The sequence below is a fragment of the Prosthecobacter sp. genome (genome assembly GCF_049294395.1).
Lineage (GTDB): Bacteria > Verrucomicrobiota > Verrucomicrobiia > Verrucomicrobiales > Verrucomicrobiaceae > Prosthecobacter.
In genome coordinates this window covers 1-12,404 of the sequence record NZ_JBAQCR010000378.1, presented here as the reverse complement: position 1 = coordinate 12,404, position 12,404 = coordinate 1, and the positions used below count along the sequence as shown (strand labels likewise).

Sequence of the window (12,404 nt, the reverse complement as noted above, 5' to 3'; positions counted from 1 at the left end):
CCGCCCTGCGGTACGCGCTGCTCTGGATGGTAGGGATGCGCTGTGCGCGTCCGTGGAATCCTTCGTCCCAGAGTGGGCTGCGGACTGAAAGCTCTCCCCCTTTCAAAGCGCCTCCGATTTCTGCTGTCGAGAGTTGCAAGGACGGCGAACCTTTTTGAGCGCCTGCGACGCCATGGACCCGAAGCTTCGGACCCGGCGCAGCGGTTCCCTACCCGCCCTGCGGTACGCGCTGCTCTGGATGGTAGGGATGCGCTGTGCGCGTCCGTGGAATCCTTCGTCCCAGCGTGGGGTGCTGCCCCACCGCTTCCCCCCTTTTCAACCGCCCCGGCTCTAAGCGCCCACGTCGTGGCCTTGCATGGGCCTTCTGTCACCGGACATCAATCTGGCGCATTCATTGTTCCAGGGGGCCGAGGTTCGTCATGCGAAGGACTTGGCTGTTCTGGGTGTTATGGCAGGCAGGGATGAGGTCTGCACATGACTTGGGCGTTGCGACAACGCTGGCCGAAGGGCAGGAGCGCCCATCGTACTTTTTTCAAGCCCCCACCTGCCGCAGCCACTCTTCCAGGTTGTAGTAGTTCGTCACGCGGCGGACTTTGCCGTCTTGGAGATCAAAGAAGGCGCCCACGCGCAGGCGGTAGCGCTGGCCTGCGGCAGGGGGCAGGCCTTCATCGGTGGAAAGGTATTGGCCTTCGATGTAAAACTCCGCCGCGCCGCGTGTGCCCTCTTCATTGGCAAATACCACGAGATCACACACCTGCTCACGGTAGCAGCGGTCCATGCGCTCAAGAAACGTGCGAAACGCCGCGCGCCCGGTTTCCACGCCACCCTGGTTGATGTCGTGCACCACGTCCTCCGTCAGCAGGGCCAGGAATGCCTCACGGTCGCCGGAATTGAAGGTGGAGTAGTAGGTTTGGATGAGGGCGAGAGCCTGCTGCTGGAGTGTTGCCATGGGAGGGGCGAAGCATGAATTTCACCAGCGCCAGCGTCAAATTAGAAAATGATCGGGGGAAATCCACGGTTGCGATAATGGTTCATACAGCTAAACATCACACGTCTATGTTTTCCCCCAGCATGGCGTGGTTAAGCTCCCGCGCATTGATCCTTGGCATCTGTTTCTCGTTCGTCACCGGTGGTGCTGCCCTGCAGGCGCAGTCAGCCGTGTTGGTCGTCGATGCCTTCAACAAAAAAGTTCACGTCGCCGCAGACGCGCAGTCCAAGCGGCCCGTCGGCGGCCTTGCCAAGATCGCCACTGCCATGGTCACGCTTGACTGGGCGGAGGCCTCCAAGGTCGGCGTCGGCGTGCTCGCCACCGTCCCTGCCTACGCCTTCCAGATGACTGGCGCCAGCAGCATCGGCCTGCAGGCCGGAGACCAGGTGACGCTGCGTGACCTCATCTACGCCACCATGATGGGCAGCGATGACGTCGCCGCCATCACCCTCGGCGACTTCGTCGGAAAGGACCACCTCTCGCGCCTCGCACGCGCCGGACATCCCATGGAGGAGTTCGTCAAGCAGATGAACCAGCTGGCCAAGCGCGAAGGCGCACGCGCCACCCGCTTCACCAATCCCCATGGCCTGGAAAACTCCCGCCCCATGCCCTATTCCTGCGCGGCGGACATCGCCCGCCTGGCCATCTATGCCGTCTCACGGCCGGCCATGCGTTTTTACACCAATCAGACCAGCCGCAGCATCACCATCTACCGCGGTGGTCAGCAGCTCACCATGGCGCTTAGCAACACCAATCAACTCCTCGGCGTGGATCGCATCGACGGCATCAAAACCGGCAACACCCCGCGCTCCGGCGGCTGCGTGGTCATCTCCGCTGAGAAGTCCCCGACGGTGCAGGTGCAGGCGGACAACTCCAGCCTCATCTACCGTCACCGCATGGTCGTCGTCGTGCTCGGTTCAGCCAGCCCCTTTGATGAGGCACGCACGCTGCTGCACCAGGGCTGGGCCGCCTATGACCGCTGGCTGGCCGCAGGCCGTCCCATCACGGACAAGCGCCAGATGCTGGATCAATTCTGAATTTTCACGGAGTCTTTTCCGTCCCGTTAATAACCAAGCCCCCTTCCCCCTTTTAATCTTATGCGCATCGGCATTCTCAACAGCGGCGGCGATTGCCCCGGACTCAATGCAGTCATCCACGGCGTCGTCGGCGCCGCCACCACCCTCGGCTGGGAAGTCGTGGGCTTCCGTGACGGCTTCGAAGGTCTCCTCCCTCCGGGCGACTACATGATGCTCAATCCGGAAAAAACCATCGGCATCATGAAGCTCGGTGGCACCATTCTCGGCACCACCAACAAGGGCCACTTCGTCGCCAAGGTCGGCGAGGGCAATGTGTCCCAGGTGCCCGTCGAAATCGTCGAGAAAGCCAAGAACACCCTGCGCCACCTCGAAGTCGGCGCGCTGATCGTCGTCGGCGGAGACGGCAGCCTCACCACCGGCCTGCAGTTGTACCAGATGGGCATTCCGATCATCGGCGTGCCGAAGACCATCGACAACGACATTCAAGCCACCGCCACCTCCTTCGGCTTTGATTCCGCCGTGGCCACCGTGGTGGATGCGCTGGACCGCCTGCACACCACCGCAGAAAGCCACAAGCGCGTCATCGTGCTGGAAGTCATGGGACGCCACGCAGGCTGGATCGCCCTGTACGGCGGCATGGCTGGCGGCGCGGACGTCATCCTTCTGCCAGAAATCCCCTTCCATCTCAATCACGTGGCCAAGGCCATCCGCAAACGCGATGCCGCAGGCCGCCACAGCACCCTCGTCGTCGTCGCTGAAGGCGCACGCATGGAAACCGGCGAACTCCTCACCAAGGAAAAAGTCGGTGCCAAAGGCGAAGACCGCCTGGGTGGCATCGGCGAATACGTGGCCCGGCAGATCGAAAAAGACACCGGCAAGGAAACGCGCTCCTGCACGCTCGGCCATCTTCAGCGCGGTGGCGCCCCCACGGCGCTGGATCGCATCCTCGGCGTCCGCTTCGGAGCCAAGGCCGTCGATCTCATCGCCCAGGGCAGCTTTGGCCGCATGGTCAGCTACCAGCAGTATCAGGTGGGCGATGTGCCCATCGAGGAAGCCGTGCATCAGCTCCGCCTCGTCAGCAAAGACAGCGAAATCGTCCGCGCTTCACGTGCCATCGGCATCTCGTTTGGCGACGAGTAGTCCTGGGCTGCGCGGTCTGTCTGAGTTCCATTCACACGAAAGCCGCCCTGTGGTACGGGGCGGCTTTTTTGTGGGTTTGGTTCGGTCAGGTGAAAGCGCCGGCGCGGGGGGGGTGAGTTCTGGGAAGCTAGGCGGTGTCTTTGCCATTCAAGGAGTGCCATGCCGTCGGGGAAAAAGACGTGCTGTTGAGGGCTGCGAGGACGGCGAACCTTTTATGAATGCCTGCGACGCGACAGACCCGAAATCACGGACCCGGCGCAGCGGTTCCCTACCTTCCCCTGAGCCACGGCAGCGCTGATAGGGACGCGTTGGGCGCGTCCCTGGAATCTTTCGTCCCAGTGCGGACACAAAAAAAACAGCCGCCGGAGTCAATCCAGCGGCTGCTTCAAAAGGATTCAGTCAAGCATCACTCACGCCAGCGCGGCAAGGCGCTTGGTCAGGGCGTCCTTGGACTGCACGCCCACGACGGTTTCCACGGCCTTGCCGTCCTTGAAGAACACCATCATCGGGATGGAGCGCACGCTGAACTGAGTGGCCAGGTTCGGGGACTCGTCCACGTTCACCTTGCCGATCTTCACCTTGTCGCCCTGCTCCTTGGCCAGATCGTCGAGGATCGGTCCCAGCATGCGGCATGGGCCGCACCATTCAGCCCAGAAATCCACGAGCACCGGCACGGTGGAGGAGGTGACTTCAGATTCAAAATTTGCTTCGGTGAGGGTGAGGACTGCTTCGCTGGCCATGGTGGGGAGTATTGGGGTTAGGAAAAAGGTTACGGATGCACGCTGGCATCGGAGGCACACGAATCAACGAAAGTTTTCACCATCTCCCCCCCGGTGGGCCGGAAAAATGCCCAATGTGACGACAATCCCACTGGCTCGACTGCTTGGAGTCCATCAGACAAATCGCAGGTTTGGCGGAGTTGTTGCCAGCGCTGGCTGACGAATGTGAAAAACTCTTTCTTGCTGTCCGCCCTGATTCACGGCTGAATACCCTCTCATGAGACTACGCCATGACTCCGAGGGCCTTTCGGGCCGGAAGTTGAAGCGTTTGCTGCATCAGCTCTGCGAGCGTGCGCAGGAGGATGTGCTCAGAATCTCCATCCATGAAGAGAGCGCCACGCACCAGCTGCGCCTGCGTGTGAAGAAGATGATGGCCCTGCTCCGCCTGGCCAATCCCGGCATCGAAAAACACACGCTGCAGGCCATGCGGCAGCACCTGCGCGCCGTGAAAAATGCCTGCGCCGGCAATCGCGAGTACGTGGTGCAGAGCAAGCTCATCGACAAGCTCACACGCCGTTTCCATCTCGCGCCCAAGCACCGCCCGCAGCTCCACGGTCAGCCGCTCAAAGCCCCGCCTGCCTCGGATCTGCATCATCAGCTTTACGCCGTGGGCCAGCTCATCGACAGCACCTGCATCCAGTCGCTTTCCGAAGAGCAGATCCTGGAAGAGCACGCCCGCTGCTACCGCAAAGGCCGCCAGCTCATGAAGCAGGCCTGTGAGACCAAGGACAAGCGCACCCTGCACCGCTGGCGGCACCGCGTGAAGGATCTCTATTTTCAAACCCTGGTGCTCTCGCACCTGCGCGGTGCGGAGCGCCGCATCCGGCGCGCCCGACGCCTCGGCCACATTCTGGGCCGGGATCAGGATCTGTGCAATCTCGCCTCAGAGCCCGCCTTCACCGTGCGGCGCAGTCCCTGGCTGCACGTGATCAACGAGCACCGCGACCACCTCCGCGAAAGCTACCTCGCGCTGGGCCACAAGCTCTATGCCCCGCCCGGCACCCGCTTCAGCGGGAAGCTGCTGCAGGGAGCGTGAGGTGCCGTGCCGGAGGCTGGACCGGAAGACCCGCCACGCTTGCTCCCAAGCGCCACCGAATCAGCCCGGCCAGCTCGCGCATGCCCGCCCTCCCATATGGACTGCGGTCGCGGAGTGAGGAACGAACGCAGCTACCGCTTCTGCCGGGCCACGCGGCGCACGCATACCATCAAATACCCGAATGCGGCAGCCGGTGATTCTTCGCGGGCCGCAGCACCCCGCGCCCGCCACGAGACGCTCGAAAGCGGCAGCTCCAACGCCTTGCAAACCCCACGGGAACGGCAGCCCGTCGCAGCCGCACTCCAAAATCCCTACAGCCCGGCCGCCTGCTTCGCATCCTGCACCAAGCGGATAAACCGCCCGCGCTCGCCGTTGCTGTCCGCGCCTTTGGACTGATTGGCCAGATTGAGCACCAGCTCATGGTTCAGCGCGCCCAGTTGCTCCGCACCCCGCAGCAGCAGGCCAAAGCCCACCACGGAAGTTTCAAAGACAAAATCCTCACGCGCATTTTGCAGAGAGTACCCACGGTCCATGACCTGAAGCTTGCTGCTGTCAAAGGGGCCCACGGCCTGGGAGGTGAAGCGTGCGTTTGGCAGCATCACGGTGGCCACCTGACGGCTGCTGTCGCGCGGGATCTCACCGCTGCCATTGGGCTGGAATTCATACCACAGCACATGGGTGCCCGCAGTGCGCAGTTCGGTGGCCGCGAGATGCCGCTCACACAGCATGCGGAACTGCTTCACATTCGCTTTATCAAAGGTCACCTGCAGGGGGAAGCTGGCGTCCGCACCCATCACTGCCGCCTGATCTGCGGGCAGCTGGATGACGAGGCGCAGCAGCCGGTTCGCCGGATTCCACGGGCAGGAGGCCACTTCAGCCTTCCAGGAGTGAATGAAAAGATCGGACGCACGCTCCGGCTTGGGCTCGGGCTTGTTCGGCGTGAGCTGTGGGGAGGCAAAAGCCTGCCCCTTGAGTTTGGGCGGCAGCGGCTTGATCTGCCCGGGGTGCAGGCTGAACTGATCCACCGCCTGCTTCGTCGTGCTCACAAAAGCGCCATGTCCGGCGGGGAGCGTGAAGCCGAGATTGGGAGTCACCACCGGGGCGGCAGGCTTTTCCTTCACTGGAGCGACATTGGCCACCACCACTTCCTTCACCGCAGGAGCGGGAGCCGGGGTGGGCTTGACCACGGCCACCAGCGTTTTCGCCACCGGGGCAGGTGCAGCGGGCGTGGTTGCCTTGGGTTCAGACTTGGCTGCGACCATCGGTGCGGGTGCGGCTTTCTCAGGCAGGGCCTGAGGCTTCAGCTCTTTCTTGGCAGGCGCATCGTCCTTGGGCGTTCCGGCCATCTGCGCGGCAGATTTCACCTCTGGGCCATACATCCAGCCCGCCAGGAAGGCCGCGCCGCTGAGCGCGACGACAGCCGCCACCTTGAGCACCGCGCCCATCACTGGCCAGAAGACCTGACGCGAACGTTTCACAGGCTGGCGTGGCAGCATCGGCTGGATGCGCCGTGGCATGTTGGCCGGATGCAGCACGGCGTGGCGCTGCTCATGCGTGAGACGCGCGAGAGAAAGGGGCGCGCCCTGGCGCAAGGCATCGGTCACGGCCTCGATCTGCTCCAGCTCGTGAGCGGCAGAGGGCGTGGTGGCCAGCAGTTCGTGAAGCTCACGCGCCTCCTCGGCGCTGAGTTCTCCGAGGGCGTAGGCGGTGAAGAGGGGATTGTCCTGGGGATTCATGAATGGGTGGGGGTGTATTCCTCGCTGATGTCCGTGCTCATCAGTTCGCGGAGTTTCTTGATCGCATGGTGCATGATGAAGCCGACATTCCCGACGCTGAGTCCGGTGATGCCAGCGATTTCCTGATAGGAGCAGTCGTGTTGAAATTTGAGCCGTACGACCTCGCGCTGGTTGGGCCGCAGGCGGTCCACACAGCTCCAGATGTGCGCATAGAGCTCGTGCATGCCCGCGCTCTGGGAAGGGTCAGGCTCGTGATCCGTCGCGGCGTCGATGACCTCGTCGTTGCCCAGATCCAGCCGCTGCTCCTTGCGCAGGATGTCGAAGGCACGGTTTCGGCACACGGTGAAGAGCCAGGACTTGAGATTGTCACGCACACGGTCCGGCTCGGAGAGGTAGAGCCGGAGCATGGCGTCCTGCACGACATCACGCGCACGCTCGATGTCTCCACCGAGGATGCTGGCTGTGTAGGCGATAAGGGTGCTTTCATGCTGGTCCAACGCCCGCCTGACCAGCACGGCGGCTTCATCCTGTACGTGTGGGTCGGGCATGCGAGAGTTCATGGAGGGAACGAGCAGACACAGGAGGAAATTAGGCCAGAGAGGAACTTACGCCATTTTTCGCCTTGGAAACCGCAATCTTTACGCAGCCCCAGCCGTTCAGACAAGCATTGTGAGCGATTCCACCTCCTCCAGCACCTCCTTTTTCCTCATCCTCATCGCCCTGGGTGGCGGCGTGTGGCTCATCAAAGAGACGCTCGATCCCGCCCCCAAGCCCGCACCCGCAGCGCCGGAGGAAGAGGCCACCTCCCTCCCCAGCCGCGCCCTGGATGCCTCCCAGACCAGCGGCGACGCCCTGAACAACTCCATGAACGACCAGCTCAAGTCCGTGCAGGGCATGGTGGGCGGCAGCTACGACGGCCAGACCTACGTGCCGCCCCAGGGCAAGAAATAGCCGGACCGCCCGGCAGGCTGCATGGCCGGTGATTTCAGAGATGCCACGTGGAGGACGCGGTCACTTCTTCTCACTCACTTCTTCTCCGCCACATCCTCATCGCTCGGCACCACCAGGACCGGGCAGTGCGCCCCTTTCAGGACGTCGGCCGCCACATTGCCCACCAGCAGGTGGTAGAACGTGCTGTGGCGGTGGGAGCCGAGAATGATCAGGTCCGCATTGCGCCGCCGCGTCTCCGCCAGCACCCCGGCCACGCTGGAGTCTGCCAGCTGATCCACGCTGGCCTTCACGCCAAATTTGATCAGCGAATCGCGCATTTCAAAGAGCTGCTCAGTCTGCTGATGGAGCACTTCGGGGGAGGGATCCTGCATCACCACGGGCGAGGCAATGCCCACATCCACGACGACGGGCACCTTGGCCAGCACGTGCAGGATGATCACCTCACTGTGAAAGGCGGTGGCAAGCGCGTGCGCCTGCTTGAGTACTTTGAAGGTCAGGTCGGAGAGATCGACCAAGGCAACGATGGTTTTCATAAAGTTAGATGTTTTACACGGGAAGTTTCACCACAAGAAGGGAGCAGGGCAGCCGCGTCAGCAGCCGCTCCGCCGTGGAACCCAGCAGCACGTAGCGCAGATTGGTGCGCCCCTTGCCGCCCATGATGATCAGGTCCGCCTGCGCCTCCTGCGCATGCGTGGCGATGCCGTTGCCATGGCTGGGTGACTCCTGCAGCACTTCGGTGGATTCAATGCCCTGCGATGCAACGCCCACAAATGCATGCAGATCAGCGCGCAGCCGCTGGATGCAGGCCTCACGCTCCTCCGGCGTGTAAACCATCGCCGGGCCGCCCGGATCTGCAAAGGGCGTGGGGTAGGCCATGGCCACCCAGGGCTCCTGCCACACATGCACAAAGTCCACCGTGGCGCCGTCCATGCGCGCCAGGCTGTGCGCCTGCTCCACCACGGCGCGCGAATTCTCCGAGAAATCAATACAGGCCACGATCTTGCGAAACGCCTGCGGATGATTCGTGCGCACCAGCAGCACCGGCGTCTGCACCTTGCGCGCCAGCTTGCTGGAGATGGATCCCGCGCCTGCGGGCATGTCCCCTGCCCCGGCGATGCCCGCCACCAGCAGGTCCGCCTTCAGCGTGCGCGCATGCTCCAAAATCTCATGCAGCGGCGTGCCCAGCGCGATGGTGACTTCACAATTGGCCGCTGCGGGAGACTGCTCCAGCCAGTGGGTCAGTGCTTCGCTGGCGCCTTCAGTGGCCACCCGGGCGTGATTTTCAAAGGGTTCCTCCCGGCTTTCCGCCAGTGCCGCCACCGCAGCAGAGTCCACCACATGCAGCACATGAACCTTCGCCCCATGCAGCGCCGCGATGCGCACCGCCTGCTCATAGGCCGTGCGTGATCCCGTGGAAAAATCCACAGCGACAAGGATGGTGGTGAGCTTGTTCATGGTTGGATCTAAACGCAGGACCTCGCGCTGCGAAATGGGCTGTTCACCCCATCTCCTATCGTCCCCTGCCCGGATTTTGGCCTCACCAATTGGATAGGAAGTGACAATGCAGCGCCCCCTTGAGGAATGCCTGACGCCTATGGGGTATACACCTCATTTCATCTTTCCCGCTTCTGTCCCACGCTTCGGCCATGAAACCCGCCCACCTCAAGAAAGCACTGCTTCTCCCCACCGCCCTCCTCACCTTCTCGCTGATCTCCTGCGTGGATCCGCAGTTCTCCGGTGGATACAATGGCAACGGCCCCGGCTACGTCAGCAGCGGCTACAACACCTACACCTCCCTGCCCCAGAACTACTCGGGCAACGCCTATCTCGTCGACGGGCGTTACTACTCGGGAGGCCAGTATCAAACCGGCAGATACAACTACCAGGGCCGCCCCTACAGCAACCGTTACTATTACAACGGCCAGTACTACTACGGCGGCAACCACCGCTCCTACGGCAGCACCATCCCCGTGCAAAACAACGCCTACATCCAGCAGAACAGCGGCTACCACACCTACACCACGCTGCCCACCAACTACTCTGGCAACGCCTACCTGTACAACGGCCGCTACTACTCCGGCGGCCAGTATCAAAACGGCAATTATAACTACCAAGGCCGCACCTACACCAACCGGTACAATTACAACGGTCAGTACTACTACGGCGGCGACCACCGCGCCTACGGCAGCTCCCTCCCCATGCAGGGCGGCGGCTACATCCGGTAGTATCTCAAACTCAGAGCAGCGGCTTATGCAACGTGGCTGAGCCAGCCTGCCTTCGAATGGCACCCCGTGAAAGCGGGGTGCCATTTGTTTGATTGCCGCTCTCCGTCCGGAGCTTTCATGAGCCGGGGGCCGGAGTCCCAGGAAAGCGACGGCATCGGCACTCCACTTTTTTAAGCATTGCTTCGAAGCGCGTTGTTTAATAGGCTCACACCTGCAACCCAGTTCCCCTCGCACCTCATGAACAGACTCCATCTTACCTGCGCAGCTTTGGCAGTTTCGGCCTGCTGCCTCGTCGCCCAGACCGGCGCTGTCAGCGCGTCTGAAGCCAAAGTCTCCCCCGGACTCGGACAAGCCGCCGTGGACGGAGACGTATACACGCGCTGGACCATCGTGGGCGACTGGCGCGTCACGCACCCGCATTGGACGGACATCCTCACCCTCCATGCCGACGGCACCGCCACCACCGCGCAGCAGGGCAGCACCGCCAGGTGGACGCTCACCGCCGAAGGCGGCACCCCCTTGCTCGTGCTGCGCTGGGATCAATACGGCACCGAATCCCTGGCCATGGTGGGCCCTCATCATTTTCGTGGCCAGATCGGCGGCCACTTCAACATCGACATGCGCCGGGGCAAAGAGGCCCCGACACACCCCAAGGCCGAATAATCCTACCAGCACCTGCCGCAAAAGACCATTCCCTGCCCTGTCTCCATCTCGTCAAAATCGAGGGCTCTTCACATTCTCCCTCTCAACCACGCAGCGGAAGCCCTGGTTGCCGTTGCTGTATCTTGCAGAAGGAGCATGGTGCCCGCGTGCGGAGGGCTGCAGGTCTCTCGGCTCGCGGTTGCTGTAGCCGCCACCGCGATAGGTGCGGTCCTTCTGCTCGGCATTCCACCAGTCCTGCACCCACTCGGTGACGTTCCCGCTCATGTCATAGAGCCCCTGCTGGTTGGGTGGAAAACTCATCACCGGGGCCGTGGTGGGAAAGCCATCCGTGTAGCCTTCAATGAAGTGGGGCTGGTTCGGAAAGACCGCCTTCCACGCGGTGTCCCCGTAGTTGCCAAAACCTGGCGGCGGCGGCCACTGAGTGCTGCCCCAGGGAAACTCTTGAATGGGCCTGCGGGTCAGCGTTTCCGGTGTGTCGCCAGCCGCACGCTTTTCCGCCGGGCCGATGCCCATGGCCAGGCTCCACTCTTCATCGGTTGGCAGACGGTACTTCCGCCCCTCCTTGTTGCTCAGCCACTCGCAGAAGCCTGCAGCATCAATGTACCTCACATTGCGAATCGGGTGGTCCTCGGCCTGATCCACCGCTGATTTGTCCGAGTAGATTGGCGAAGGGTTCACGCCCTTCACCGCCGCTGCATAAGCCTTGTAATCCTGATTGCGCGTCTCGTGAATGCACATCAGCACCTGCGTGCCCGCCACGGGTATGAACTGCATGCCCAGGCTGTTGGTAAAGACGGGTTTCGGCACCTCGGTCTCGGTGCCTGCCGCAGCCTTTCCTTCCGCAGCTTCCACCGTGGGCTTCACCTTGGCTTTCCCCTGCTCAGACCAGAAGACAAAGCCCACCAGCGCCGCCACCACGCCCAGCACCGGCAGCCAGAATCCTAGATTAAGATTCCTGCCCGGCGGCGGCGGAGCCTGCCAGTTTGGCGGGCGATACGGCTGCCCCTCGGGCCGTTGAGGGCGCTCCATCGTGTTCAGCGCAGCGGGTGCTTTGCGGGCATTCGCCTCCACCTTTGCCACCGGCTGCGCGATGATCGCGTCCAGATCCCTTCGCAGTTCCACCACGGTCTGGTAGCGCAGCTCACGGTCGTTGCGCAGGGCACGGCTGATGATGCCGTCATACCGCAGGTCCAGCCCCGGCACCTGCTGCGACGGCAGCTTGAACATCCCCTGCGGCAGCGCGCCGGTAAGCATGTGGTAGAGCATCACGCCCATCGCATAGATGTCCGCGCGATGATCCACCGAAGCGCCCAGCGTCAGCGCCTCCGGGGCGATGTAGTGCATCGTCCCCATGGCCAGGCCGCTCTGCGTCATGCCCGTGCTTTCCCCGCCCTTGCTCATCTTGGCCAGGCCAAAGTCCGCCACTTTCACCACGCCATTGTAACCCACCATGATGTTCGCCGGCTTGATGTCCCGGTGCACAATGCCGCGCTCATGCGCGTATTTCAGCGCATCGCACACATGCGCGGTGATGGACATGGCATGCGCCGCAGGCAGCCGCCCCTGCCTGGCCATCATCTGCGCCACATCCGTGCCATCCACGAATTCCAGCACAATGTACAGCATGCCATTGCGGGTGCTGCCAAAGTCATACACCGCCACGATGCCCGGGTGGTTCAGCTTGGCCATGGCCAGCGCCTCATTGCGAAAGCGCTCGCTGTAGGTCGCATCCGCCTCATCCAGCCCCGGCGGCAAAATCTTGATGGCCACCGGGCGGTCCAAAGTCAACTGCATGCCCCGGTACACCGCCCCCATCCCGCCCCGCCCGATCAAGCCGGTGATCTCATAC

At 62.6% G+C, this 12,404-nt stretch carries 13 protein-coding genes; 6 read left to right on the top strand and 7 right to left on the bottom strand.

Annotated features, from left to right (window positions below; translation table 11 throughout):
- Positions 1-532 precede the first annotated feature (532 nt).
- The gene (locus tag WAW39_RS25410; RefSeq protein ID WP_422321963.1) at positions 533-949 is read right to left on the bottom strand and encodes a ketosteroid isomerase-related protein; all 417 of its coding nucleotides are present in this window, start codon (positions 947-949) and stop codon (positions 533-535) included.
- A 107-nt stretch (positions 950-1,056) separates the two neighbouring features.
- Between WAW39_RS25410 and WAW39_RS25405 the strand changes: the two genes are divergently transcribed.
- Together WAW39_RS25405 and WAW39_RS25400 are read left to right on the top strand one after the other, a co-directional pair.
- Entirely contained in the window at positions 1,057-2,025 is a 969-nt protein-coding gene (locus WAW39_RS25405; RefSeq protein WP_422321962.1) for a D-alanyl-D-alanine carboxypeptidase family protein, read from the top strand.
- Between the two features lie 60 nt (positions 2,026-2,085).
- On the top strand, positions 2,086-3,165 hold the full coding sequence (locus WAW39_RS25400) for a 6-phosphofructokinase (protein WP_422321961.1): 1,080 nt from the start codon (positions 2,086-2,088) through the stop codon (positions 3,163-3,165).
- A gap of 410 nt (positions 3,166-3,575) precedes the next feature.
- Here WAW39_RS25400 and trxA read toward each other — a convergent pair whose 3' ends face one another.
- A complete protein-coding gene (gene trxA, locus WAW39_RS25395) occupies positions 3,576-3,905 on the bottom strand; it encodes a thioredoxin (RefSeq protein ID WP_397383109.1) in 330 nt (109 codons plus the stop codon).
- A gap of 256 nt (positions 3,906-4,161) precedes the next feature.
- On the opposite strand from trxA, the gene WAW39_RS25390 reads away from it, so the two are divergent.
- Positions 4,162-4,980, top strand: a complete 819-nt coding sequence (locus WAW39_RS25390; RefSeq protein WP_422321960.1) for a CHAD domain-containing protein — start codon at positions 4,162-4,164, stop codon at positions 4,978-4,980.
- A 311-nt stretch (positions 4,981-5,291) separates the two neighbouring features.
- On the opposite strand, the gene WAW39_RS25385 is transcribed toward WAW39_RS25390, so the two are convergent.
- Positions 5,292-6,716, bottom strand: coding sequence for a YfbK domain-containing protein (locus WAW39_RS25385; protein ID WP_422321959.1), 1,425 nt, complete (start codon positions 6,714-6,716; stop codon positions 5,292-5,294).
- Entirely contained in the window at positions 6,713-7,264 is a 552-nt protein-coding gene (locus WAW39_RS25380; protein WP_422321958.1) for an RNA polymerase sigma factor, read from the bottom strand. Before WAW39_RS25380 ends, WAW39_RS25385 begins: the two co-directional genes overlap by 4 nt.
- A 121-nt stretch (positions 7,265-7,385) precedes the next feature.
- Here WAW39_RS25380 and WAW39_RS25375 point away from each other — a divergent pair, with 121 nt between their 5' ends.
- Entirely contained in the window at positions 7,386-7,667 is a 282-nt protein-coding gene (locus WAW39_RS25375) for a hypothetical protein (protein ID WP_422321957.1), read from the top strand.
- 74 nt (positions 7,668-7,741) lie between these two features.
- Here the strand turns inward: WAW39_RS25375 and WAW39_RS25370 are convergent, their stop codons facing one another.
- Both WAW39_RS25370 and WAW39_RS25365 read right to left on the bottom strand, forming a co-directional pair.
- Complete coding sequence (locus tag WAW39_RS25370; RefSeq protein WP_422321956.1) at positions 7,742-8,200, bottom strand: universal stress protein; 459 nt, start codon at positions 8,198-8,200, stop codon at positions 7,742-7,744.
- Positions 8,201-8,213: 13 nt separating this feature from the next.
- Positions 8,214-9,122 (bottom strand): universal stress protein, encoded by a 909-nt coding sequence (locus WAW39_RS25365; RefSeq protein WP_422321955.1) that lies wholly within the window; start codon positions 9,120-9,122, stop codon positions 8,214-8,216.
- Between the two features lie 191 nt (positions 9,123-9,313).
- On the opposite strand from WAW39_RS25365, the gene WAW39_RS25360 reads away from it, so the two are divergent.
- On the top strand, positions 9,314-9,892 hold the full coding sequence (locus tag WAW39_RS25360; protein WP_422321954.1) for a hypothetical protein: 579 nt from the start codon (positions 9,314-9,316) through the stop codon (positions 9,890-9,892).
- Between the two features lie 237 nt (positions 9,893-10,129).
- A complete protein-coding gene (locus tag WAW39_RS25355; protein ID WP_422321953.1) occupies positions 10,130-10,555 on the top strand; it encodes a hypothetical protein in 426 nt (141 codons plus the stop codon).
- 51 nt (positions 10,556-10,606) lie between these two features.
- On the opposite strand, the gene WAW39_RS25350 is transcribed toward WAW39_RS25355, so the two are convergent.
- A partial coding sequence (locus WAW39_RS25350) for a bifunctional serine/threonine-protein kinase/formylglycine-generating enzyme family protein (protein ID WP_422321952.1) occupies positions 10,607-12,404 on the bottom strand: 1,798 nt, incomplete at its 5' end.

Excerpts from the sequence above, each read along its gene's own strand:
- WAW39_RS25405 (WP_422321962.1), top strand. The coding sequence starts at position 1,057 with ATGTTTTCCCCCAGCATGGCGTGGTTAAGCTCCCGCGCATTGATCCTT.
- WAW39_RS25400 (WP_422321961.1), top strand. The coding sequence starts at position 2,086 with ATGCGCATCGGCATTCTCAACAGCGGCGGCGATTGCCCCGGACTCAAT.
- WAW39_RS25385 (WP_422321959.1), bottom strand. The coding sequence starts at position 6,716 with ATGAATCCCCAGGACAATCCCCTCTTCACCGCCTACGCCCTCGGAGAA.
- WAW39_RS25370 (WP_422321956.1), bottom strand. The coding sequence starts at position 8,200 with ATGAAAACCATCGTTGCCTTGGTCGATCTCTCCGACCTGACCTTCAAA.
- WAW39_RS25390 (WP_422321960.1), top strand. The coding sequence starts at position 4,162 with ATGAGACTACGCCATGACTCCGAGGGCCTTTCGGGCCGGAAGTTGAAG.
- WAW39_RS25380 (WP_422321958.1), bottom strand. The coding sequence starts at position 7,264 with ATGCCCGACCCACACGTACAGGATGAAGCCGCCGTGCTGGTCAGGCGG.
- WAW39_RS25360 (WP_422321954.1), top strand. The coding sequence starts at position 9,314 with ATGAAACCCGCCCACCTCAAGAAAGCACTGCTTCTCCCCACCGCCCTC.
- trxA (WP_397383109.1), bottom strand. The coding sequence starts at position 3,905 with ATGGCCAGCGAAGCAGTCCTCACCCTCACCGAAGCAAATTTTGAATCT.
- WAW39_RS25355 (WP_422321953.1), top strand. The coding sequence starts at position 10,130 with ATGAACAGACTCCATCTTACCTGCGCAGCTTTGGCAGTTTCGGCCTGC.
- WAW39_RS25365 (WP_422321955.1), bottom strand. The coding sequence starts at position 9,122 with ATGAACAAGCTCACCACCATCCTTGTCGCTGTGGATTTTTCCACGGGA.
- WAW39_RS25410 (WP_422321963.1), bottom strand. The coding sequence starts at position 949 with ATGGCAACACTCCAGCAGCAGGCTCTCGCCCTCATCCAAACCTACTAC.